This is a genomic window from Terrihabitans aquatilis, assembly GCF_052542005.1.
On the sequence record NZ_JBOCUO010000002.1, the window covers coordinates 464,592 to 488,056 of the forward strand.

At 65.4% G+C, this 23,465-nt stretch carries 20 protein-coding genes; 12 read left to right on the top strand and 8 right to left on the bottom strand.

The window, feature by feature from the left end:
• Positions 1-11: 11 nt before the first annotated feature.
• The 6 genes from allB to atzD all read left to right on the top strand — a co-directional run bounded on the left by allB (position 12) and on the right by atzD (position 6,857).
• Entirely contained in the window at positions 12-1,472 is a 1,461-nt protein-coding gene (allB, locus tag ACQ6S1_RS08205) for an allantoinase AllB (RefSeq protein WP_445040698.1), read from the top strand.
• Between the two features lie 63 nt (positions 1,473-1,535).
• Positions 1,536-2,429, top strand: coding sequence for an ABC transporter ATP-binding protein (locus tag ACQ6S1_RS08210; RefSeq protein WP_445040699.1), 894 nt, complete (start codon positions 1,536-1,538; stop codon positions 2,427-2,429).
• A gap of 5 nt (positions 2,430-2,434) precedes the next feature.
• The gene (locus ACQ6S1_RS08215; protein WP_445041243.1) at positions 2,435-3,205 is read left to right on the top strand and encodes an ABC transporter permease; all 771 of its coding nucleotides are present in this window, start codon (positions 2,435-2,437) and stop codon (positions 3,203-3,205) included.
• A 37-nt stretch (positions 3,206-3,242) separates the two neighbouring features.
• Entirely contained in the window at positions 3,243-4,289 is a 1,047-nt protein-coding gene (locus ACQ6S1_RS08220; protein ID WP_445040700.1) for an ABC transporter substrate-binding protein, read from the top strand.
• On the top strand, positions 4,268-5,731 hold the full coding sequence (locus ACQ6S1_RS08225; RefSeq protein WP_445040701.1) for an amidohydrolase family protein: 1,464 nt from the start codon (positions 4,268-4,270) through the stop codon (positions 5,729-5,731). The genes ACQ6S1_RS08220 and ACQ6S1_RS08225 overlap by 22 nt, the downstream gene beginning before the upstream one ends.
• Positions 5,732-5,759: 28 nt before the next feature.
• Positions 5,760-6,857 carry a cyanuric acid amidohydrolase gene (gene atzD, locus ACQ6S1_RS08230; protein ID WP_445040702.1) on the top strand — a complete coding sequence of 366 codons (1,098 nt, stop codon included), beginning with the start codon at positions 5,760-5,762 and terminating at the stop codon, positions 6,855-6,857.
• A gap of 35 nt (positions 6,858-6,892) precedes the next feature.
• On the opposite strand, the gene ACQ6S1_RS08235 is transcribed toward atzD, so the two are convergent.
• On the bottom strand, positions 6,893-7,480 hold the full coding sequence (locus ACQ6S1_RS08235; protein ID WP_445040703.1) for an LOG family protein: 588 nt from the start codon (positions 7,478-7,480) through the stop codon (positions 6,893-6,895).
• 98 nt (positions 7,481-7,578) lie between these two features.
• Here ACQ6S1_RS08235 and ACQ6S1_RS08240 point away from each other — a divergent pair, with 98 nt between their 5' ends.
• On the top strand, positions 7,579-7,992 hold the full coding sequence (locus tag ACQ6S1_RS08240) for a DUF3830 family protein (RefSeq protein WP_445040704.1): 414 nt from the start codon (positions 7,579-7,581) through the stop codon (positions 7,990-7,992).
• Positions 7,993-8,028: 36 nt separating this feature from the next.
• Here ACQ6S1_RS08240 and ACQ6S1_RS08245 read toward each other — a convergent pair whose 3' ends face one another.
• The 5 genes from ACQ6S1_RS08245 to ACQ6S1_RS08265 form a co-directional block, all read right to left on the bottom strand.
• A complete protein-coding gene (locus ACQ6S1_RS08245) occupies positions 8,029-8,628 on the bottom strand; it encodes a biliverdin-producing heme oxygenase (RefSeq protein WP_445040705.1) in 600 nt (199 codons plus the stop codon).
• Positions 8,629-8,700: 72 nt separating this feature from the next.
• Positions 8,701-12,132, bottom strand: coding sequence for a TonB-dependent receptor domain-containing protein (locus ACQ6S1_RS08250; RefSeq protein ID WP_445040706.1), 3,432 nt, complete (start codon positions 12,130-12,132; stop codon positions 8,701-8,703).
• A gap of 114 nt (positions 12,133-12,246) precedes the next feature.
• A complete protein-coding gene (locus ACQ6S1_RS08255) occupies positions 12,247-13,215 on the bottom strand; it encodes a FecR family protein (protein ID WP_445040707.1) in 969 nt (322 codons plus the stop codon).
• A gap of 94 nt (positions 13,216-13,309) precedes the next feature.
• Positions 13,310-13,813: a sigma-70 family RNA polymerase sigma factor gene (locus tag ACQ6S1_RS08260; RefSeq protein WP_445040708.1), complete on the bottom strand. Its 504-nt coding sequence runs from the start codon at positions 13,811-13,813 to the stop codon at positions 13,310-13,312.
• 280 nt (positions 13,814-14,093) lie between these two features.
• Positions 14,094-14,663 carry a TetR/AcrR family transcriptional regulator gene (locus tag ACQ6S1_RS08265; RefSeq protein WP_445040709.1) on the bottom strand — a complete coding sequence of 190 codons (570 nt, stop codon included), beginning with the start codon at positions 14,661-14,663 and terminating at the stop codon, positions 14,094-14,096.
• Between the two features lie 72 nt (positions 14,664-14,735).
• On the opposite strand from ACQ6S1_RS08265, the gene ACQ6S1_RS08270 reads away from it, so the two are divergent.
• Positions 14,736-15,647 (top strand): alpha/beta hydrolase family protein, encoded by a 912-nt coding sequence (locus tag ACQ6S1_RS08270; protein WP_445040710.1) that lies wholly within the window; start codon positions 14,736-14,738, stop codon positions 15,645-15,647.
• A gap of 14 nt (positions 15,648-15,661) precedes the next feature.
• Entirely contained in the window at positions 15,662-16,309 is a 648-nt protein-coding gene (locus tag ACQ6S1_RS08275; RefSeq protein WP_445040711.1) for a glutathione S-transferase family protein, read from the top strand.
• A gap of 10 nt (positions 16,310-16,319) precedes the next feature.
• Here the strand turns inward: ACQ6S1_RS08275 and ACQ6S1_RS08280 are convergent, their stop codons facing one another.
• Positions 16,320-17,207: a LysR family transcriptional regulator gene (locus tag ACQ6S1_RS08280; protein ID WP_445040712.1), complete on the bottom strand. Its 888-nt coding sequence runs from the start codon at positions 17,205-17,207 to the stop codon at positions 16,320-16,322.
• Between the two features lie 97 nt (positions 17,208-17,304).
• On the opposite strand from ACQ6S1_RS08280, the gene ACQ6S1_RS08285 reads away from it, so the two are divergent.
• Positions 17,305-18,054, top strand: a complete 750-nt coding sequence (locus ACQ6S1_RS08285) for a sulfite exporter TauE/SafE family protein (protein WP_445040713.1) — start codon at positions 17,305-17,307, stop codon at positions 18,052-18,054.
• Positions 18,055-18,061: 7 nt separating this feature from the next.
• Here the strand turns inward: ACQ6S1_RS08285 and ACQ6S1_RS08290 are convergent, their stop codons facing one another.
• Positions 18,062-18,931: a ferritin family protein gene (locus tag ACQ6S1_RS08290; RefSeq protein WP_445040714.1), complete on the bottom strand. Its 870-nt coding sequence runs from the start codon at positions 18,929-18,931 to the stop codon at positions 18,062-18,064.
• A 308-nt stretch (positions 18,932-19,239) separates the two neighbouring features.
• Here ACQ6S1_RS08290 and ACQ6S1_RS08295 point away from each other — a divergent pair, with 308 nt between their 5' ends.
• Together ACQ6S1_RS08295 and nosZ are read left to right on the top strand one after the other, a co-directional pair.
• Positions 19,240-21,507, top strand: a complete 2,268-nt coding sequence (locus ACQ6S1_RS08295; RefSeq protein WP_445040715.1) for a 4Fe-4S binding protein — start codon at positions 19,240-19,242, stop codon at positions 21,505-21,507.
• 17 nt (positions 21,508-21,524) lie between these two features.
• The gene (gene nosZ / locus ACQ6S1_RS08300; protein ID WP_445040716.1) at positions 21,525-23,462 is read left to right on the top strand and encodes a TAT-dependent nitrous-oxide reductase; all 1,938 of its coding nucleotides are present in this window, start codon (positions 21,525-21,527) and stop codon (positions 23,460-23,462) included.
• Positions 23,463-23,465 lie beyond the last annotated feature (3 nt).

The following is a 23,465-nucleotide window of genomic DNA, read 5'->3' on the forward strand; positions in this document are numbered from 1 at the left end:
AAGGACCGATCATGACCACCGAATCCCTCCCCTACGCCGATCTCGTCGTCCACGGCGGCATCATCGCCGGCGAGACCGAAACGCAGGCTGCGTCGCTCGCCATCCGCGACGGCGTGATCGTGGCAGTCGGCACGGCGGAAGCCATGCCGCCGGCGCGCGAGACCTTCGACGCCACGGGCCTGCATCTCCTGCCCGGCGCCATCGACGCTCATGTGCATTATCGCGAGCCCGGCTACACCCATAAGGAAGATTGGGGCACCGGCACCCAGGCGGCAGCCATGGGCGGCGTCACCACCGTGTTCGACATGCCCAACGTCAACCCGCCGACGGGAACGCCCGACGCTTTGGCGCTGAAACTGGAAGCGGCGAAAAAGGCGCATGTCGATTTCGGCATCTATGGCCTCCTTGCCGAGGACAACATCGACCAGCTGGAAGCCCTGATCGAGGGCGGTGTCGCCGCCTTCAAATGCTTCATGGGCAACACGTTCGGAAACCTGCCCTCGCCCTCCACCGGCGCGATGCTCGAGGGTTTCGAGATCCTGGCCACGCACGGAATGCGCTGTTCGCTTCATGCCGAGACGGCCTCCATCATGGCCTGGCGCCAGAAGAAGCTCCGGGCCGCCGGCCGGCACGATCCGCTGGCCCATCTCGCCTCCCGTCCGGCCATCGTGGCCACCGAGGCGGTGTCGCGAGCGGCCATCCTCGCGGAATGGACCGGCGCGCGCATCCACATCCTCCACATCTCCTCGGCCGACGAACTGCGCCCCCTACGCGAGGCCAAGGCGCGCGGCGTCGACATCACCGGCGAGACCTGCCCGCATTACCTCCTGTTCGACGAGCGCGCCTACGACACGCTGGGCTCGATCATCCGCGTCAATCCCCCGGTGCGCGAGGCGCATCACCAGGCCGCTCTCTGGGAGGCGCTTGCTGACGGCACGATCGACATGATCGCGACCGATCACGCGCCTCACGATCCCGAGGAAAAGCGCCGCGACGACATCTGGACGGCCGATTGCGGTTTCCCCGGCGTCGAAACGCAGATGCAGCTGATGCTCACCGCCGTGAACGAAGGGCGCTTCACGCTCGAACAATATGTCCGCATGTCGGCGGCGGCGCCGGCACGGGCCTTCGGCCTGTTCCCCCGCAAGGGCGCTCTGGTGCCCGGGGCCGACGCCGACATCGCCTTCGTGGATCTCGCGCGCCGTCACGTCATCCGCACGGAAGAGCTTCATTCCCGGGCCAAGATCACGCCGTTCGAAGGCATGGAGACTGTCGGCCTGCCGGTCCACACCATGGTGCGCGGCCGCTTCGCCATGCGCGACCGCACGATCGTCGCAGACAGTGCCGGCTGGGGCTGCTCGGTGCGCCGCGTGCAGAAGATGCCGAAGCCCCAGCCCCGAAACCTCGACCAGACCATGGAGGCGGTCACGCAACCCCTCGCTCCGTCCCCGCGTCCGCGCGTGGTCGCCTGAACATTGCTCGAGCCGCACATCCGGGCGGATTGCCCGCCTGGACGTGCGCACGCGGAGAAGGCCATGCAGATGCTGAACCCGAATGCGACTTCCGGGGCCCGGCCTTTCGATCCGGATGCCCCGTCCCAATCGCCCACGCCGTTGATCCAGTTCGAGGCGGCGTCCCTGTCCTACGGGCAGGGAGACGGCGCGGTGAAAGCCCTGTCGGAGACCGATCTCAAGGTCTTTGCCGGTGATTTCGTTGCCCTCGTCGGCCCGTCGGGCTGCGGCAAGTCCACCATTCTCAAGCTCGTCGGCGGGCTGATCCGGGCCAGCACGGGCTATGTCTTCGTCGGCGGCCGCGAGGTCGGGGCCGAGGATGTGCGCATCGGCATGGCGTTCCAGAACCCCACGCTTCTGCCCTGGCTGACGATCCGCGACAACGTCATGCTGCCCTTGAAGATCATCGCCGGCTTCCGCGAGCATTGGCGCACCAAACGGCGGGGCGAATATCGCGAGCGCGCCGACGCGCTGCTCGAAAAGGTCGGCCTCGCCGGCTTCGGCGACCGTTATCCCTGGCAATTGTCCGGCGGCATGCAGCAGCGCGCCTCGCTGTGCCGCGCACTGATCCACGAACCGACGCTGCTCCTTCTCGACGAGCCCTTCGGCGCGCTTGACCAGTTCACCCGCGAGGAATTGTGGGAGGTGCTTCAGACGCTGTGGATGGACACGCGCCCCACGGTGCTGCTCGTCACGCACGATCTGCGCGAAAGCGCCTTCCTTGCCAACCGCATCGTGGTGATGAGCGCGCGGCCCGGCCGCATCCTCGTCGATGAAAACGTGCCGTTCGCCCGGCCCCGCACCGTCGACACCACCGCCGAGCCGGCCTTCGTCGCGCTCGGCCACCGCCTGCGCGGTCTCATCGTCCAGGCCCGTTCCGAGCAGAAGACCGTCTCCGCACAGAAGGAAAGCGCGTGATGAAGATGAAGCTCTCGCACGAGCGCATCGGCTCGCTTCTCGTCATCCTCGGCTTCTTCCTCGTCTGGGAAGCCGCCTGCCTCGCCTTCTCGATCAGCCCGCTGATTTTGCCGCGGCCGAGCGAGATCATTTACGTCCTCGTCACACGCTGGCCGGCGCTGATGCCGCACACCATGCAGACGCTCTACACCACGCTCGTCGGCTTCGCGCTCGGCGTCTCCACGGGCGTCCTGATCGGCATGCTGATCGGCTCGTCGCGGTTCGCCTACAAGGTCGCCTTCCCGCTCCTCGTCGGCTTCTCCTCGATCCCGAAGGTCGCGATCGTGCCGATCCTCGTGCTCTGGTTCGGCGCCGGCACGGTGCCCGCCATCATCACCGCCATGGTGATCTCGATCTTCCCCGTGGTCGTGAACGTCGCCACCGGCCTCGCCACCACCGAGCCCGAACTCGAGGACGTGCTGAAAACGTGGAAGGCCAGTCGCACCGACATCCTTTTCAATGTCGGCCTGCCCCGCACCATGCCCTACCTCTTCGCCTCGCTGAAAGTCGCCGTCACGCTCGCCTTTGTCGGCACCGTCATCGCCGAGACCGTGGCCTCCAATCGCGGCATCGGAAACATGATGCTGATCGCTTCCTCCAACTTCAACGTGCCGCTCGTCTTCGCGGGCCTCTTCATCCTGGCCGGGCTGGGCGTCGCGCTCTACGCGGTCTTCTCCCTCGTCGAGAAGCGCGTCACCGGCTGGGCCAACCGCAAGACCGAATTCGCGATGGGCTGACGGCCCGGGACATCATTCATCGAAAAAGGGACCGGATATGCTGAAGACCCTGCTTGCCGCACGCTCTCTCGCGGGCGCCTTCCTGGCCTGCGCCCTCACCGCCGCACCGGCACTGGCGCAGGACAAGGTGCCCGTCCGCTTCACGCTCGACTGGAAATACCAGGGCATCCACGCCCCCTTCCTCCTTGCCGAGAAAAAGGGCTATTTCGATCAGGAGGGGCTGGACGTTACGATCGATCAGGGCGAAGGCTCGGCCGCCACAATCACCCGCATCGCCAGCGGCGCCTATGATGCGGGCTTCGGAGACATCAACGCCATCATCCAGCAGGCGGCGAAAGACCCCGCCAATGCGCCCGTCATGGTCTACCAGATCTACAACGGCGCACCTTTCTCCGTTCTCGTGAAAGCCGACAGCGAGATCCGGAGCATCGCGGATCTCAAGGGGCGCACGGTCGGTGGCCCGGCTTCGGCCGCCGCGACACGGCTCCTGCCGCTACTTCTGGAAGCCAACGGCGTCGCGTCCGGCAGCGTCGAAGTCCTCAACATGCAGCCCAACCTTCAGGAGCAGATGCTGCTGCGCGGCGATGTCGCCGCATCTCTGGTCTTCAACGTCACGAGCTACGTGAACCTGATCGCCATGGGGCAGGATCCCGAGGCCGGCTTCCGCTGGCTCGATTTCTCCGCGAACGGCCTCGATCTCTATTCCAACGGCGTCATGGTCTCCCGCAAGCTGGCTGCCGAAAAGCCGGAGGCGGTACGCGACCTCGTGCGGGCGGTGAACCGTGCGCTGCGCGAGGTAATCGCAGATCCGGCGGCCGGCGTCGCCTCCGTCGTTGCGGTCGAACCCCTGGTCGATGCGAAGGCGGAAACCGCACGCATGCGCTTCGCGCTCGATCGGGTCATCGGCACCGAGGAAACGAAACGCCTCGGCCTTGGCGATCTCGACAGCGCGCGCCTCCAGCGTTCCATCCGCTCCATCGCGACGGCCTACGAATTGCCCAGGCAGCCGGACGCCGGTGAGGTCTTCGACCGCTCCTTCCTGCCGGAAGCCGGCGAGCGCGCATGGCCGGACGCCCAGCCGTGAACCCATCCAACCGGCGCATCGATTGTGCGTGCGCCCTCCTGGCAAGGGGATATGGCTCCCGCACGCCCCTCTCGCTGACGATAGAGGACGATCGCATCGCGTCCGTCGATGCGGCAGGCGGCGCCTCCCGCCTTCTGGCGATGCCCGTCCTCGTCAACGCCCACGATCATGCCCGGCCGTTACGGACCAGTTCGTTCGGCGCGTTCGGCAAGCCCCTCGAACTCTGGCTGAGCTATCTCGCGCTCCTGCCGCACGTCGATCCCTATCTCTGCGCCGCAGCCTCGCTCGGCCGCAGCGCGCTCGGCGGGGCGGGCGTGGTCATGGTGCACCACACGCGCTTCCGCTCCTTTGCTGCGGTCCCCGAGGAGGCCGCGGCCACCGCCCGTGCCGCGCGCGACATCGGCCTGCGCATCGGCTTTGCGGTCGCCATGCGCGACCGGAACCCACTGGTCTATGGCCCGAGCGAACCCGTCCTCGCCGCCCTGCCGCCGCACGCACGGCGTGAGATCGAGGCGCGTATCGGCACGCCCCCACCCAGCGTCGCCGACCAGATCCGGCTCGTCGACGAGGCCGACGACGCGCTCGGCCCGGACATCCGCGTGCAATACGGCCCGGCCGGCCCGCAATGGTGCAGCCCCGCACTTCTCGAAGCCATCGCAGATGCGTCCGCACGCACGGGCCGCCGCGTCCACATGCATCTCCTCGAAACACGCTACCAGCGTGCCTGGGCCGACCGAGAGCATCCGGGCGGGCTGGTCGCATGGCTGCGCGACATCGGCCTGCTGTCCCCTCGCCTCACCCTTGCCCATTGCACCCATGCCTGGCCGGACGAGCTTGCCCTGATCGCCGAAAGCGGCGCGACCATCGCCGTCAACACCGGCTCCAACCTCCAGATCCGCTCCGGCATTGCGCCCTTGGCCGAGATGGTCCGCCAGGGCTGCCGCGTCGCGCTCGGGCTCGATGGCCTCGCGCTCGACGAGGACGACGACGCCTTGCGCGAAATGCGCCTCGCCAATCTCCTTCACAGCGGCTGGGGTTTCGAAGAACACTGGCCAGGACGGCAGATCCTCGACATGGCGATGCGAAATGGCCGCGAAGCCGTGACCGGCGACGCGTCCGGCGGCCACGTTGCTCCCGGCGAGCCTGCCGACCTCCTGCTCCTCGATCTCGACCGGCTCGATTCCGACCGTCTCCCGCTGTCGCCCGATCCCTTCGATCTCCTGCTGGCTCGCGCCACCAAAGGGCATATCGCGGAGATGATCGTTGCCGGTCGCACGACCGCCAAACACGGTCGTCTCACCGGCCTCGACCATGCGGCGATCGAGAGCGAATTGCTCGATCGCGTGCGCCATGAAATGACGACATCCACCGGCCTCGCCGAAGCCCTGCCCCATCTGGAAACGGCGCTTCGCAGCCATTTTCACGAACCCGCCTGCTGCTAGTCTGCGGCGAGATCCTCCCGAAAGAACGATGACCGTGCCATTCACCGCCCGCCTCCACCGCGTGCCCGCCTCGGGGCCTGACGACGTCTCCGGCCTTGAACGCCTCGTCGCCGAGGGAGCGCTCGATCCGTCGGGCATCGTCGCCATCCTCGGCAAAACCGAGGGCAATGGCTGCGTCAACGATTTCACGCGCGGTTTCGCCACACGCGCGCTGGGCGACTTCCTGGCCGCTCGCGTCGGCGCGGAACGGGCGTCAAAGGTCGCTCTGGTGATGTCGGGCGGTACGGAGGGCGCGCTGAGCCCGCATTTCCTCGTCTTCGAACGGCATGAAAGCGCGGGCGAGGATGCCCGACCCGGCGGCTCACTGGCCATCGGCACCGCCATCACGCCCGATATTCGTCCCGAGGATATCGGCCGCCGATCACAGGTCGATATCGTCCGCGACGGCGTGCTCGCCGCCATGGCCGAAGCCGGGATCACCCACGCCGAGGATGTCCATTTCGTCCAGATCAAATGCCCCCTGCTGACCTCCGCCCGCATCGCGGAGGCTGCTCAGCGGGGGAAAAGCTGCGCCGCCACCGACACGCTGAAATCCATGGGCCTGTCGCGCGGGGCAAGCGCCCTCGGCGTCGCGCTGGCTCTCGGCGAAGTGGAGGAAACACAAATGGGCGACGACGACATCGGCCGCAATTTCGCGCTGTTCTCCGCACGCGCCAGCACGTCGGCCGGCATCGAGCTTCTCGGCCATGAGATCCTCGTTCTGGGCATGAGCGACGATTGGCGCGGCCCGCTCGCGGTCGGGCACACCCTTATGCAAGACGTCGTCGATGCCGGGCCGGTGCGCGCACTTCAGGCCGCGCTCGGCGTTCCCGACAAGGCGCGTTTCGAGGCCCTGCTCGCCAAGGCGGAAGCGTCCCGTTCGGGCCTCGTCCGTGGCAGCCGCCACACGATGAACGACGACAGCGATCTCTCCGCAACGCGCCACGCACGCGCGTTTGTGGGCGGCGTCCTTGCGGGCGTCACCGGCACCACGGAACTCTTCGTGTCCGGCGGTGCCGAGCATCAGGGACCGGACGGCGGAGGCCCGGTCGCCATCATTGCCCGGCGAATGGAGCGGGACGCTTGATATCCCCCTCTGCCGGACGCGCTACCGAATGCCGATCAAAGCCATTTCGGCACGTCCACCCGTTCGAAGGTCCGGATGCCGGCAAGCAGCGTCGAAGGGTCGGCATCGACCACGATCGAATGCCGGTGCGCGGGCGGCAGGAAGCGCTCCTCCACCATGTGATCGATGAAGCTCAGAAGCGGCGCGAAGAATCCGCGCGTGTCGAGCAGGCCGGCCGGCTTGTCGATCTCGGCCAGCTGGTTCATCGTCCACACTTCCAGAAACTCCTCCAGCGTGCCGATGCCGCCGGGCAGCGCGATGAACGCATCAGCCAGCGCCGCCATGCGCTCTTTGCGCGCCCGCAGTGTCGGCATGATCTCGATCTGCTCGAGCCTGGGATGGGCATGCCCGCGATCATGAAGACGCTGCGTGATGACACCGTGCAATCGCCCGCCGGCTTCCAGCGCCGCATCCGCCACGCAGCCCATCAGCCCCTTGTGCGTACCGCCATAGACGATCGTGATTCCGGCTTCCGCCAGTGTCCGGCCCAGACGCCGCGCACCATCGGCGTAATCGGCATTGCCCCCGAAATTGGAGCCGCAGAAAATCGCGATCGCCTCGATCCGGCGTTCGATCCCAGCCATTCATTCCGCTCCACGTTCCGCATCCGTCAGATGTCGCGCGCCCGCCATGTCGCGGACCCTGCGATTCCCCGTCCCACCTTAAAGGAAAGGTCTGTCCCATGAGCGAGATCATCGTCGAAATCGATGGTCATGAATTCCCGGCACGTCTTGAGCGGGACGCCGCCCCGAAGACGGTCGCGGCGTTCGAGGCGGTGCTGCCCTATGAGGAACGCATCATCCATGTGCGCTGGAGCGGGGAAGCCTGCTGGATCCCGCTCGGCGACCACGATTTCGGCCTGTCCTTCGAAAACGCGACGAGCCACCCTGCCCCGGGCCAGGTGATCCTCTATCCCGGCGGCGTGTCGGAGACCGAGATTCTGCTCGCCTACGGCCCAGTCGCCTTCGCTTCCAAGGCCGGCCCGCTCGCCGGCAACCATTTCCTGACGATCACGGACGGGCTGGACAAGCTGGCCGAGCTCGGACGCGGCACGCTCTGGACCGGCGCCAAGACGATCGTCTTCCGGAAGCGATAGACTCGCCGCCATCTCCAACGCCGGCGGGTCGAGCGCTTATCGCCGGGGGAACGTCCCGTCGACGAGGCTCTGCACCCGCTGGAACGCGGCAATAGCGCCGTCGCGGACACGCTGTTCTCCGACCTCGTCGAGGTCCAGCGCGTCCAGGGCCGCCGTGAACGTCTTCCAATGGCGGCCGCGGCCCTCGGGTGCGCCGGCCAGATGCCGCGCGCCGCGCTCCTCCGAAAGGCCGAGCTTCACCGCCTCCTTCAGCAGGAAGGCCGCGCCGAGATTCGACCCCTCTGCCACGTAGAGCCAGCCGAGCGCGGTCGGAATATCCGCCGCATCGCCGAACACAGGTGCGCGCTCGGCCTCGGGCGCGGGAATTCCGAGATCGGCGAGATCCTGCTCGATCAGGCCTAGCCGGCGACGGCCCGGCAGGTCTGGCAGCAATTTGTCGAGCTCAGGATTGGAATAGAGCGCATCGATGTCGCGATGGAACCCGTGCTGCACCTTCAGGAACAAACCGTAATTTTCGACGCTCGCAAAGGGCCTGCCGGCCATGATCGAACTGTCCAGATGCTCGTGCGTCGAATGCGTATCGGCCTTCAATTGCTTGGAGCGCAGCGGGGCTTCGATCGTCGTGTCGAGGGTCATGACATGCCTTCTATTTGTATTGTCTGGTCCGGGCCGGCATGAGTTTACATGCGCGGCCGCCACCTCTGTCCATCAGAACCGGTAGTTCAAGCCGATTTTGACCGTGTGGAGTTCCGCGTCGTTCTTGGCCTCGCGGCCCTCGACCGCATCGCTGCTGCCGGGAACAGTGTCATACACATCTCGACAGCCTATATTGGGCGGCCGAATACACGTTCTACCTACGACTCCATAATAGGATCGTCCAACGCCGCCGCGCGCCTCATCGAACCGCAGATCGGCACCGCCGAAATTCGCGAAGGCATATTCGCCCTTGAGCGACCAATTGTTGGCGACTGCGAACTCGAAGCCTGCCCCCGCCGTCCAGCCGAAACCGATGCCCGAATCCGTTTCCGAGAAATATTGCTCGGTGGAGGTCGGATTGGCAGTAGCCTGGGCGCCCCGATACTGCGACCGCGTTCCAGTCTGCTGGACGATGCCCACGCCCCCTGTGCCGTAAACCATGAGCCGTCCGAAGGAATAGCCGAGACGGCCGCGCAGGGTCGCCGTCCAGTCCAGTTCGTAGTCCGTTTCCGACTCCAGATAGCCCGCGGCTGCGAGACCTGGAAACTCATCGGCAAGGACACGGCTTGTGCCGCCCTTCTGGCCCAGCATGGAAAAATCGCCTTCCACGCCGAAAACGACCTTGTTCTCGAACTGGTGATTGTAGCCGATCTGCGCTCCGCCGATGCGACCATCGTCGGAATAGTCCGCCGCCTCGCCAGGTGACACGGAATCGCCGGCGCCTGTCGTGACCGAACCCGACACATCGGCCGAGGCCACGCCCCAATGTCCGCCCACATAAAGGCCGGTCCAATTGTCGCCCGGCGCGCCTTCGGAGGCCCGCCCCAGCGAGGGCAGTCCGGGGATCAGCGGGAAGCCGGCACCGCCCAGGCGATGGGTCAGGCCGAGGCGCGCGGTGCGGCCCGGAGACGGCATGCCGGTCGAGGCGAGAGGACCATAATAATACTGGTCCGTGATGTTCTCGACGCTGAGGTTGAGCGAGGTGTCGTCATTGAACTTGTAGGTGCTGAAGAGGTCGAACACCACGAATTCCGGCCAGGTAAAGTTGAGGCCGACAAGACCGATCCCCGTGCCCGATGGCGGCCAGTCGGAGCCGATACGAGTCGAGGAAAACACGGCGCGGCCGCCGAGGGTCAGGGCCTCGTCGAACAGCCGCACGCCCGCGGTGATGCTGCCGCTCCAGTCCGGCGGAACGAACGTCGCCGGCGTGACATTTGCGAGCGTCTCGTCGAGGCGTGGCAGCACGCAGCCCTCGCCCGGCGTGCAATATTCCGCCTTCAGATATTTGGTGAAGGCGCCTTCCGCGAAGAACGTGCCGGTATCGTAGGAACCCGACAGTTCGATGCCGTGATAATTGGCGCGGTCGATATTCGTATATTGTTGCTGGCCGTCGACGCCCGGCACATCCTGGACGATGACATAATCGTCGTAACGGTTGCGGAAATAGCTGGCCTTGAAACGCACCTTGTCGCCTGACGTGAACACGTCGTCGCGCAGGACGTTGAAGCCGAACTCCCAGCCCTTGGACACTTCCCCCTTCAGGTCCGGATTGACCTGCAGATTGTAGATTTCCCAGTACAGTTCGCGCAGGCTCGGCGGCCGATAGCCCTCCTTGTACTGGGCGAAGAGCTGCACACCCTCGATCGGCGTCACCACCGCGCCGAAATTCGGGCTCAACCGGGAATCGGAGCGGTCCGGGAAGATCGACGCGACCCCTTCGCCCTCGGCCTCGTAATAATCGAGCCGGGCGCCGGCCGAGACTTCCAGCCAATCGGTCGGCGCGAAGCTGCCTTTTCCGAAGCCGCTCGTCAGCGTGCGGAAGCCGTTCGGCCCTCGGCTGGTCTGGCCGCCAGCCTCGATAAGATCCGGCGCCTCGGCATGCTCGATACGGAATTCGGCTCCGCCGTCCAGCGTGAGCGCGCCGAAGGCGGTATCGATGACCGAACGGTTCGACAGATCGCCGCCCGTCGTCTTCATGCTGTGGTCGCGGAAGCCGGCCGGATAGGCCTGCCCGCGCTTGTGCTCCAGATCGGTGTACCAAAGATTGGCGCGGACATTGACCAGCAGATTGTCCGAGGGCGCGTTGCGGTATTTCGCGGTGTAGGTGTCGAGCCGCGTCTGGCTGAGCTGGCGCTGGCCGAGATTGGTCACGATGTTGATGAGGGCCTCGTCCTCCTCACCGGCTTTGCTGTCGTACAGCATGTAGCCGAGCTCGAAGGATTGCCCGTCGCCCCATTTGAACTTACCTTTTGCAAGAAGGGAATCGGTATCTTCGGACGTGTTGTAGATTTCGTCTCCGGGACGGACCACGGCATTGCGTCCGGGATTGAGGCCGCCGTTCTCGGGAAAGATGAAGCCCGAGGGTACGTTATTCTTGCCGGCGAAATAATTGCCCTGCCGGCGCTTCGAGAATGCGAACACGCCCTCGAAATTCTCCTGCAGCACGCCGGTCGCGACACTGCCGGACCAGCTGTCATTGTTGAAGAAGGACGGCCGGTCGGCATCGCGCAGCACAGGCGGCGCGACCGAGCTGTTTTGCCGGATGAGCGGCGCGCGCGTATTGCTGCCGATCCCGCCCTTGAAACGCGCCCCCCAGTTCTCGCCGTCCCGGACCAGATCCTCGGCCGAAAGCGTGCGGAAATTGATGCTGCCGCCGATGCCGCCCGTACCAACGCCATCGCTCGGCCCCTTGGAGATATCGACGCCGCCGATCATGTCCGGATCGACATAGGATTCGTCGCGATTGCCCGCATAGCCGCGATAGGAGGTGGATGAGTTGAGCGCACCGTCGATCGTGGTGTTGACGCGGCCCATGCCCTGCAGGCCGCGAATATTGGGGTTGAGCGAGGTTCCCACCCGGTTGCCGCCGTTGAGCACGCCGGGCGCGTTGACGAACACGTCGCCGGGCGAGATCGGGGGCAAGCGGCTGAGCTGTTCCTGCGAGATGTGGGACACCGATCCAGGGGTCTCATAAGGCGTGTCCGGCGACATCACACCGGTGCGCGTCCCGCCCGAGACGACGATTTCGTCGAGCTGGATCGTGTCCGCGTCTCCCCCGGACGAAGCGGCAGCCTGCGGCTCCGGGGCGGAAATTGCGACGGTCGTCGCGTTCGGAAGAGAATAAAACAGCCCCGAACCGCGCAGGATGCCGGTCAGCGCCTGCTCGCGCGTGGCCGTTCCGCTGAACCCCTCCGTCGTCTTTCCCGCGGCCGTGGCCGATCGATAGGTGATCTGCAGGCCGCTTTGGCGCCCGAACGCGGCGAGCGCCGGCCCGAGCGGACCCCGCGGCACCTGGAACGTCAGCGTGGACGGGCGGGTTTGCGCCTGTGCGACGCCGATGCCGGCGAGGGAGGCGACCCCGGCCGCGCTTCCCATCATCAGGGCCGCATAAAGCGCCGAAACACCACTCGCCCTGTTCTTCCGCTGTACTGCCCGCCAAGCCATTCCACGCCACCCCTGCCGATAATCGGGGCATGCCGTTTCGTTGACCGAAATCATCCAAGCCCACAGCTAGGACAATCGGAGCGTCGGATTTTTCACCCGGCCGCCAAACTTTTTTCAGATCGGTGAAACGACGGTCAGGAAATTGGACGCCGACCGTACATGCCCGCCCACGGGATGGACGATCGCTTCGAGCGCGCGGCGCGGGTCGGACAGGTCGAACAAACCGCTCACTCTCTGCCCGCCGATGAACGGATCCGCGACCCAGATGCGGCCCGGCAGCCAGCTGCCGACCTGGGCGACGAGACTCGAGACCGTCTCGTCGTCCGCCAGCAGGAATTTGTCGCGCCAGGCGGCGATCTGTGCCTGCTCGCGCCGGCCCTGCCGGCTGCTGCGCGCATTTGGGTCGAAGCTTATCCAGTCGCCGGCCTGAAGGTTCCGGCCCGCGCCGGCGAACAGATCCGGCGCCCGCACATCGATCGATCCGTCGAGAACGGACGCCCGGACCGTCCCGGCACTTTCCGAGACATCGAACGCCGCCGCCGAGGCGCTCGCCGAAAACGAGCCGGACCAGACGATGAAGGGACGGCCGGCCTCGGGCACGGCTTCGAAGAACGACATCCCCTTCAGCAGATCCACGCGCCGCGCCTCGGGCGTATAAGCAAGCGCGATTGCGCTGTCCGGCCCCAATGTGACGACGCTGCCGTCATCCAGCGCCACGCGCCTCAGCTCTCCCTTGGAGGTGAAATGGTCCGCGCGCGCGTCGAGCATCGCGCCGGGAATGACGAACGCGCCGGTTGCCACCGCCCCGAGGCCGATCCCGCCCCCAATCACCAGATTGCGCCGCGTCAGCCCCTGTTTCCGACGCCGCTCCGCCTTGCGGCGGTCGGTGAGGATTTTCCCGGCGAGACCGTGCGCATCGGCCACCCGCGCCCAGATCTTTTCATGGATCGGGCTGCGGGCGCGCCAGGTGCGCACCAGTTCGGAAGACACCCGGTTATCGGGATCGATCTGAAGACGGATCGCGAGATCGATCGCCTCGTCGAGCAATCGATCCGCCTCGGAACCGCCCTCACGCATCGTCATCCCTCCCCCCGGGGCGGCGATTCCCGTCAGCGCCCGGCCCCTTCCAGTCTAGGACAAACAAGCCGACGACATTTTCAAGATTCCTTGCCGGATATCACAGGCCGCCGGTGCGCAGCACGATATGCCGATAGGCATCGCGGATCAGGCCCCACGTCCCGGTGGGCGACAAGCCGATCCGGCGGGCCACCTCGATGATGGTCATCTCGCCCAGACGGTGCAGCTCGAAGGCGATGCGCGTGCGTTCCGGCAGTTCCGCGAGCGCATCTTCGGTCATTTTCAGAAGCTGCCGGTCGTAGCACACCTTGTCTGGCATCGGCGCCGGGTCGGCGATCTGCCCCACCAGGTCATCGCTGAGATTGACCATTTCGAGCGATTGCTGACGGCGCGCATGGTTGATGCTGAGGTTGCGCGCCATCTTGTAGAGATAGGCTTGCGGATTATGGATCACGGCCCCGTCGGACGGCGGCATCGCCAAAGCCCGCACGAACGTGTCCTGCGTGATGTCGTCCGCCAGATCCTCGCTCAAGCCCCGCCGCCGAAGCGATCGCGCGACGCCCGCGGCATGGCTCTGGAACAATGTCCGGATGTCCCACGCCATGGGCTAGCCCCCACCGGCGCGCAGATATCCGGCCCCGACACAGGCGGGAGCCCGAAGCATGCGCAAGAGGAGGTTGGGTATCGCCGAGAACATCGAACAATGCTGATGCAGAGCCGCACGTCTGAAGCTGCGGCAGGAAACAATTGAACCCAAGGATACTTGGCGCCGATAAACTCAGCAAGAACAATGATTTAGATATATTCCAATTGCAGACAGGAAAGCTTGTCCCGGCGCCTCTGCCCGGTATTTGGGAAATGATCGCCTGCCGAGATCGCCAGCCTCATTCGCCGATCAATCGCGCTGCCGCCTCGCCGGCGCTGTCCATATAGGCCGGGTCGCGGTGAAGCAGCACGACCGCGAACGCCCCGTCCAGCAGAAGCACGATCTGCCGCGCCAGCAGGCGAGCCTGATCCTCGGATCGGCCTTCCGCAACCACCGAGCACAGCCAGTCCTCCACGCGCTTCTTGTGCGCCCGTCCCGCAACGATCGCCGGATGGCCCGGCATCTGCACCAGCTCGACCGAGGTCCGCAGGAAACCGCAGCCCTTCCATTTCGGATGCCGCGCCGAAGCGGCGAGATTGCGAAAGACGCCCCGGACCTTGTCCGCCGTGCCCCCCTCGGTCTCGGCGAACCAGCGTTGGAAAAGGGCGAGATTGGGCTGGTCGCGGGTATCGAGATAGGCCGCGATCAGATCGTCCTTGCTGCGGAAATGGTAATAGAGCGTGCGCTTGGTCAGGCCGGCCTTTTCGGCCACGGCATCAACGCTGACGGCGCGGATCCCCTCCGCATGAAACAGTTTTCCGGCGGCCTCTAGGATGCGGTCGCGTGTGGGCTTGATCGCGGATTTCATGCCGCCGTGTATACTGACCAGTGAATATACACAACGCGATCCGCCTCCTAGCGTCGCGGCATGAGCCAGCACATGCCGACCAGCGGATGGCAAGAACCGCAAAGCATCGAGATCTTCTGCGATGACAGCGTCCGTCTCGGCGGCCATCTTTGGCGATCAGCGCGCAAGGACGCGCTCGGCACGATCATCATCAATCCCGCCACCGGCGTCCTCGCGCGCTATTACCATCGCTACGCACGTTTCCTCGCCGGCCACGGATTCGAGGTCCTGACCTACGATTATCGCGGCATAGGTCTGTCGCGGCCGGATCGTCTTCGAGGATGCGCCTTTCGCTGGCGGGATTGGGGCGAGCGCGATTTCGCGGCGGCGCTGCGCTTCACGCAGGAAAACGCGCGCGCTGATCTCCTGCTCGTCGTCGGGCACAGCATTGGCGGCTTCCTTCCGGGCCTTGCCGACAACGCCGCCGCCATCGACCGCATGCTCACAATGGGCGCACAATACGCATGGTGGGGCGATTACGCCCCGGACCGGCGATGGGCGTTGTTCCTCAAATGGCATGTGGCGATGCCATGCCTCACCGCATTGTGCGGCCACTTCCCCGGCCGCCGGCTCGGCTGGCTGGAAGATCTGCCGGCCGGCGTGGCCAATGAATGGAGCTTTCGCGGCCGGCGCTTCGAGCGCAGCCATCCGCGCGACGAGCGGCAGCGCGCGCTCGACCGCATGGCCGCATTGCGTGCTCCCATACTGGCACTGGCCGTCTCCGACGACGAACTCGGCACCGTCCCCGCAATCCGCCGCACGCTCGATTATTACACCGGCTCGCAGCGTATCGCGGTGCTGCTGCGGCCCGCCGATTACGGGCGCACCGCCATCGGCCATTTCGGCCTGTTCCACGACAGCCATTCCACGGGCTTCTGGCTCGATTCCCTTGAATGGCTCCGTGATGGCCGCAATCCCTGGCCGGCCCGCATCATCGATCCCTGAACCGGAGGTCTTCCATGCACCGCCTCTATTGTTCGCCCGGCGCCTGTTCGCTCGCCGTCCACATCGTGCTTGAGGAAATCGGCATGCCTTATGAGACCGACATTCGCTCGGCCAGGAACGGCGAGGGCACCACGACGGCCGATTATCTCGCGCTCAACCCGAAAGGTCGCGTCCCCGCTCTGACCGGCGTGCCCGGAGGAGCGGGCGCCGGTTTGCTGACCGAAGCTGTCGCCATCCTGATGTTTCTCGCGCGCAGCCATCCCGAGGCGGAATTGCTGCCCGCCGATCCGGCCGGCGAGGCACGCTGCCTGGAATGGCTGAGCTGGATGTCGGTCGATCTCCACGGCATCGGCTACGGACAGCTCTGGCGTCCGCATCGTTTCGTGCCGAACGTTGCGCTGCATGACGCGGTCCGGACGAAGGGGCTGGACAGCATTCGCATCGCCCACGACCACATCGACCGCATCCTGTCCGACGGCCGGGATTGGGCCGTGCCGGGCCGATACTCGATCGTCGATGCCTATCTCGTCGTGTTCTGGCTCTGGGGCAGGCGGATCGGCCTCGATATGGATGAGGGCTGGCCGAACTGGGCGCGGCTGATGACCGGGGTGCTGGCCCGTCCGGCCGTTCAGCGGGCGCTGCGACAGGAAGGTCTCGTTTGAGCCGAAGGGACTAGCGACCCGCCCCGGCGAGATGCCCGAACAGGCTTCGTGCCACGGATGTCAGATCCGCCTCGTCGCGCACGCACACGGACAGCCGGCGCGTCGCCCAATCGTCCTGAAGCCGGACAATCGCGATGCCGGCCGACCGCTTCCAGCGCCGCGCCGCCGCTTCCGGCACGATACCGACGCCGACGCCCTCTCCGGCCATGCGGCAGATGCCGTCGAAGCCGCGAAGCGCCACACGGATCTTGAGCTTCGCGCCAAGGCGCGCCGCCTGCATGTCGATATGCTGCCGCAAGGCGCCCTCGGTCAGCGTGACGAAATGCTGGTCGAGCACATCGGCGAAACGGAGTTCCGCCATCCTCCCCAGCCGGTGGTCGCGAGAGGTCACCAGCACCAGCCGATCCAGCGCAAAGGGGCGCATCACGAGACCATCGGGGCCGGAAGCATCCGACAGGATGCCGATCTCCGCGAACCCCGCCGCCAAGCCGCGGGCGATATCCACGCTCTGCCGCTCCTTGAGCTCGACATCGACCTGGGGATGCGCAGCCATCCATGGCGCGAGACGTTCGGGCAGAAACTCGGTGATGGCGGCGGTGTTGGCGAACACCCGGACACTGGCGCGCAAGCCCTTCGCATATTCCCCGAGCTCGCTGCGCATCTGCGCCATCCGGTGCAGCACCGCGCGTGCGTGGTGGGCCAACGCCTCGCCGGCCTCGGTCGGCCTCACACCCCGGCGGCCGCGATGGAGAAGCACGATGTCCCCCGCCGCCTCCATGTCGCGCAGCCGTTCGCTGGCGGCCGCCAGCGACAGCCCCGCCTCGGACGCGCCATGCGTGATGCTGCCGGCCTCCAATACGGCCAGGAACAGGCGCAGATCGGTCAGGTCAAAGCGCATGCGCAAAGATCATCACGGTTTCAGCCTTCGGTCCAGCCGAAGCCTACATCGGAGATTCCGCATTGCGCGACATGGCTGGGCGGCTCACCCCTGGGCCATGCCCGATCTGTCCATTACCCTCCTCGCGGCGATCACGCTCACGTTTTTCGGAGCCGGCTTCGTCAAGGGCGTCACCGGCATGGGCCTGCCCACATTGGCGATGGGCGTGCTCGGCGCACTCATGTCCCCACTGGTCGCGGCAAGCCTGCTCATCGTTCCGTCCTTCGTCACCAATGTCTGGCAATTGCTGGCAGGCCGCAATGTCGGTCCGCTCGTGATGCGGCTCTGGCCGATGATGCTCGCGATTCTCGTGGGCACGATCATCGGCTCCTCCTGGATCGCAGGGGGAGACACTCGCCTCACCACGGCAATGCTCGGCGGGGCGTTGATCCTCTATTCCGCCTACACGCTTGCCGCGCGTCAGCTCAGCGTCCCGAAACGCCTCGAGCCGATCCTGTCGCCCGCCATCGGGGCCGCCACGGGCCTCGTCACCGGCGCGACCGGCGTGTTCGTCATTCCGGCGGTCCCCTATCTTCAGGCGCTCAACTTCTCGCGCGACGATCTCGTCCAGGCGCTGGGTCTGTCGTTCACCATCTCGACAATCGCTCTCGCAGCCGGGCTCGGCGCGCGCGGCGCGGTCCAGTCCGCCGACCTTCTCCTCTCGGCCGGTGCGGTCGCCCCGGCACTCGCCGGCATGTGGGCGGGACAGAAGGTGCGCGCCCGCATCAGCCCGCCGGCCTTCCGCCGCGCCTTCCTCATCTGCCTCCTGCTTCTCGGATGCGAGATGGCGATCCGGCCCCTGCTCTAGGCGGCGGTCAGGAGCGCTTCAGTTCCGGCAGATCGGCACGCAGCCAGGCAAGCCGGGCAATGGCGTCGCCGGCGAGCTTCTGCATCCGCGTCAGCGCGTCCTCGTCCTGCAATTGGTCGGCGATTTCCAGATAGCGGTCGGTCAGGAGCTCGGCCAGCGCGACGGGGTCGGCCGGTGGCGAACCGGAAAGACCATGTCGGGGAAGACGCACCGGAATTTGCACAAGCTCCCGGGCATGGCGCCGAGCTTCGGCAGCGAGATCGCGCAGACGTTCGCCCTCCCGTGAGGGAGCATCGGCAACCAGCCCATCGAGCAGGTCGGCGAGCCGTTCCTCGAGATCGGCGAGATCTTGCTCGTCCCTGCCCTCCCCATCCTGCAGGCGCCCGGAATGGAACGCCTTGCGCCGTTCCCGACGTAGGATCGCCACATGCCCCAATTCCTCATGAGCCATCACTTCGGCCGCGTGCTGGATGTCGGCGGCTTCGGCGTGTGCGGCCACATAGCTCCAGAAGGCGAAGGCACGCTCCTCGTTGCGCACCGCCATGGCCAGAGCCCGATAGGCGTTCAGCAGCTGCGGATCGGCCGCCGCCACGCCCTCATCGTCGAACGTCTCGGGCAATTCCCAACGGATCAAGGCGGGATCGGGGTCGCGCCCCTTCGTCTGCCGCGACCAATGGCCGACATTCTCAAGATGGCCGCGCTCATCGGCGGCAAGACCTTCGAACACTTCGGCGAGAGCTTGATTGCCCTCGTATCGCAGGCGGCCGGCAATCTCGGCGTAACGCTCCGCCGCCTCCTGCTCCATCGCCGCGGCGATGGCGAACAATTCGTCCAGGGACGTCACGGGCTCCGCCGGCTCGGTCTTCAAACGTGACATATCGCTTCTCCATGGCACGCATCCGACCATCCAACGAAAGTGGCAGAGCAGACTTCGCCCCGTCATTGCGCCAGAACAAAGATATCCGCTTCCGGGTCAGGCATAAGCTCGGGGTTCACCTAGTGCGAACCCTGAATAGCTGGATACGTAGGACTCCTAGGCAGATTACTTATAAAAGTTCTGCTTGTTTCCTCCCTATAGCAAACGCTGGATCAGGACAGCTTCCCAAGTTGGAAAAACTACACCTCACACGTTCTGCCCGATCCATTTGCATCTTCTGTTTGCAGTGCGCTCTCTTTACCTTGCTGATGGCAGCGAGCCCGGCCTTTGCTGTCGGACATGTGCAGGAATTTCTTTCGAAGACTCAGCCGGCCGATTTCTTTCCCGGCGCGGATCGCTTCGAAGCCCCGCAGGGTGAACCCGCCCTCGTCCCCGTCCGCGGCGGCGACAAACTGCTCGGCTACGTCTATCTGAACACCGACGTCACGGGCGCCGTCGGCTATTCCGGCAAGCCGATCAACATCCTGGTCGGCATCGATCCGAACGGCGTCGTCACCGCCGTCAAGCTGGTCGGCCACAAGGAACCCATCGTCCTCATCGGCATCCCCGAGCGCCGCATCGTCGACGCGATGAACGCCCTCATCGGACACGACATGACGAAGGTCGCGACCGGGGCCGAGCGACCGCCGCAGGTTGATATCGTCAGCGGCGCGACCGTCACCGTTCTCGTCATGGGCGACAGCGTCGTCCGCTCCGCCGTCCGCCTCATCCGCAGCGGCCGCCTGGGCGGCGCAGCATTGGCGTCCGAAGCGGACGCGCCGAAAGCGATCCGGACACTCGATCCCGAGAAGGGTGAGGTCGAGGACTGGCAGACCCTGCTGGGCGACGGCTCCGTCCGCCGCCTGTCCCTCAGCGTCGGAGACGTCAACGAACGCTTCGAGCAGACGGGCAACAAGGAAGCCGCCGAGAACGCGGAAACGGGCAATCCCGACGATAGCTTCATTGATCTGTATGTGGCGCCGGTCAGCGTGCCAGCCATCGGCCGCAGCCTGCTCGGCGATCAGGGCTACGAGCAGCTCAAGGCGCGGCTCAAGCCCGACCAGCACGCCATCGTCGTTGCCGGCGAAGGCGCCTATTCCTTCAAGGGATCCGGTTATGTCCGGGGCGGTATCTTCGACCGCATCGAGCTGCTGCAGGACGGGCAGAGCGTCCGCTTCCGCGACCGCAACCACACCCGCCTCAGCGATTTTGCGGCCGACGGCGCACCGGCCCTGCGCGAGATCGCGCTGTTCGTCATCCCGGAAGACTTCAAGCTCGACCCGGCCGAGGCCTGGCAGGTGCAATTGCTCGTGCAGCGCAACATCGGCGCGCGCGACAAGGCCTTCCTGACCTACGAACTCGACTACACCCTGCCCGACCAGTATCTGCATATCGAGCAGCCGCCTGCGCCTGCCATAGCCGCTCAATCTGCGGGCAACGCCGCCCCCGGCACGCCCGCCGCAGCAGCGGAACCGGTCGACGATGCCCATCCCATGTTGGCCGGCGAGATCGAGGAGCCGCTCTGGCTCAAGATCTGGAAAACCTACACTACCTCCATCGCCATCACCGCCTTCGCACTCCTGACGCTCACCGCGATCTTCTTCTTCCAGGACAGCCTCGTTCGGCATCCGCGCGTGCATGTCTGGGTGCGGCGCGCATATCTCACCTTCACGTTGGTCTGGCTTGGCTGGTACGCGAACGCCCAACTCTCGGTCGTCAACGTCCTGACCTTCATCAATTCGCTGATCACCAATTTCAGCTGGGAATTCTTCCTGGCGGCGCCCTTGATCTTCATCCTGTGGGCGGCGGTGGCGGCGGGCCTTTTGTTCTGGGGCCGTGGTCCCTTCTGCGGCTGGCTGTGCCCCTTCGGCGCCCTGCAGGAGCTGACCAACAACCTCGCGCAATGGCTGAAGGTGCCGCAGATCAAGGTGCCGTGGGCCCTGCATGAGCGCCTGTGGCCGATCAAATACATGATCTTCCTCGGCCTGTTCGGCCTGTCGCTCTACGACATCGCATTGGCCGAGGTCTTCGCCGAGGTCGAGCCCTTCAAGACCTCCATCATCCTGAAGTTCGCCCGCGACTGGCCCTTCGTGGTCTACGCGCTGACCCTGTTGTCGATCGGTCTGTTCATCGAGCGTTTCTTCTGCCGCTATCTCTGCCCGCTCGGCGCGGCGCTCGCGATCCCCGGCAAGATCCGCATGTTCGAATGGCTCAAGCGCTGGCCCGAATGCGGCTCGCCCTGCCAGCGCTGCGCCAAGGAATGCCCGGTCCAGTCGATCCACCCCGAGGGCTTCATCAACGTCAATGAATGCATCTACTGCATGCATTGCCAGGAGCTCTACCACGACGATCACCGCTGCCCGCACATGATCCAGGTGCGCCTCAAGCGCGAGAAGCGCGAGGCCCTGACGTCACCCTCCATGCTCGGAGGCAAGAAGGGCGCCGGCCCCGTCAAACCCGTCATCACCCAGCAAGGAAAAGCCTTGAGCGTGCCCGGCGCCGAGCCGGTCACAGCCGAACCCGCAGCCACAGTTTGATGAGCAAGGAGACTCACATGTCACAGGACGAACAGAAAGCCGGCCTCAGCAGGCGGCAATTGCTCGGCACCACCGCCGTTGCGGCCGCCGCCGGTGCGACGGGCATCTCGTTGATCGAGACGGGCACGGCCGTAACCCCTGCCGAGGCGCAGCCCGCGCCGAAGGCATCGGCAGGCGCCCAGGGAGCCGCCAAATACGAGGTCAAGCCGGGCGAGCTCGACGAATATTACACCTTCTTCTCCAGCGGCCAGACCGGCGAGGTCCGTGTCGTCGGCCTGCCCTCCATGCGCGAGCTGATGCGCATTCCGGTGTTCAACCGCGACAGCGCCACCGGCTGGGGCCTGACCGACCAAAGCCGCAAGATCCTCACCGAAGGCCTGACGCCCGAGGCCGTGGAATATTTGAAGGACAAGGGTGGAATCTACACCGCCGGCGACCTTCACCATCCGCATCTGTCCTTCACGGACGGCACCTATGACGGGCGCTATCTCTTCGTGAACGACAAGCTGAACACCCGCGTCGCCCGCATCCGTCTCGACGTGATGAAGTGCGACAAGATCCTCCAGCTGCCCAATCAGCACACCGTGCATGGCCTGCGCGTGCAGAAATACCCGCGCACCGGCTACGTGTTCTGCAACGGCGAAGACCGCGTGCCGATCCCGAACGACGGCAAGATCCTGGACGATCCCAAGCAGTACGCCTCGATCTACACAGCGGTCGACGGCGACACGATGAAGGTCGCCTGGCAGATTCGCGTCGACGGCAACCTCGACAACACCGACGCCGATTACCAGGGCAAATATTCCTTCGCCACCTGCTACAATTCGGAAGAGGGCGTCACCCTTGCCGAGATGATGGAGAAGGAGCAGGACTGGGTCGTCATCTTCAACCTCAAGCGCATCGAAGAGGCGGTGAAGGCCGGCAAGTTCGAGACCATCGGCGGCGTGCCGGTGCTCGATGGCCGCCACGGATCGCCCTACACCCGCTACGTTCCGGTGGCCAACAGCCCCCACGGCATCAACACCGCGCCCGACGGCATCCATTTCGTCGTCAACGGCAAGCTGTCGCCGACCGTCTCGATCTTCGACGTGCGCAAGCTCGACGATCTGTTCGACGACAAGATCCAGCCGCGCGACGTCATCGTCGGCGAGCCGGAAGTGGGCCTCGGTCCGTTGCACACCGCCTATGACGGCAAGGGCAACGCCTACACCACGCTCTTCCTCGACAGCCAGATCGTGAAGTGGAACATCGACGCCGCCAAGCGCGCCTTCACGGGTGAGAAGGTCAATCCCATCATCCAGAAGCTCGACGTGCATTACCAGCCGGGCCACAATCACACCTCCATGGGTCAGACCAAGGAAGCGGATGGCAAATGGCTCATCTCGCTCAACAAGTTCTCGAAGGACCGCTACCTCAATGTCGGCCCGCTGAAGCCCGAGAACGATCAGTTGATCGACATCTCCGGCGACAAGATGGTGCTGGTGCACGACAGCCCAAGCTTCGCCGAACCGCACGACGCCACCATCGTTCATCACTCGAAGCTCAACCCGGTCCACATCTGGAATCGCGAAGACCCGTTCTTTGCCGATGCCGTGGAGCAGGCCAAGGCGGACGGCATCGATCTGACGAGCGACTCCAAGGTGATCCGCGACGGCGACAAGGTGCGCGTCTACATGACCTCCGTCGCACCGACGTTCGGGCTGGAGAGTTTTCAGGTCAAACAGGGCGATGAAGTCACGGTATTCGTGACCAATTGCGACGAGATTGAAGATCTCACCCATGGTTTCGCCATCGTCAATTACGGCATCAACATGGAAGTTGCCCCGCAGGCGACGGCATCGGTCACCTTCAAGGCCGATCGGCCTGGTGTGTACTGGTATTATTGTTCCTGGTTCTGTCACGCCATGCATATGGAAATGAAGGGCCGCATGTTCGTCGAGCCACGGGCAGGCTGACCC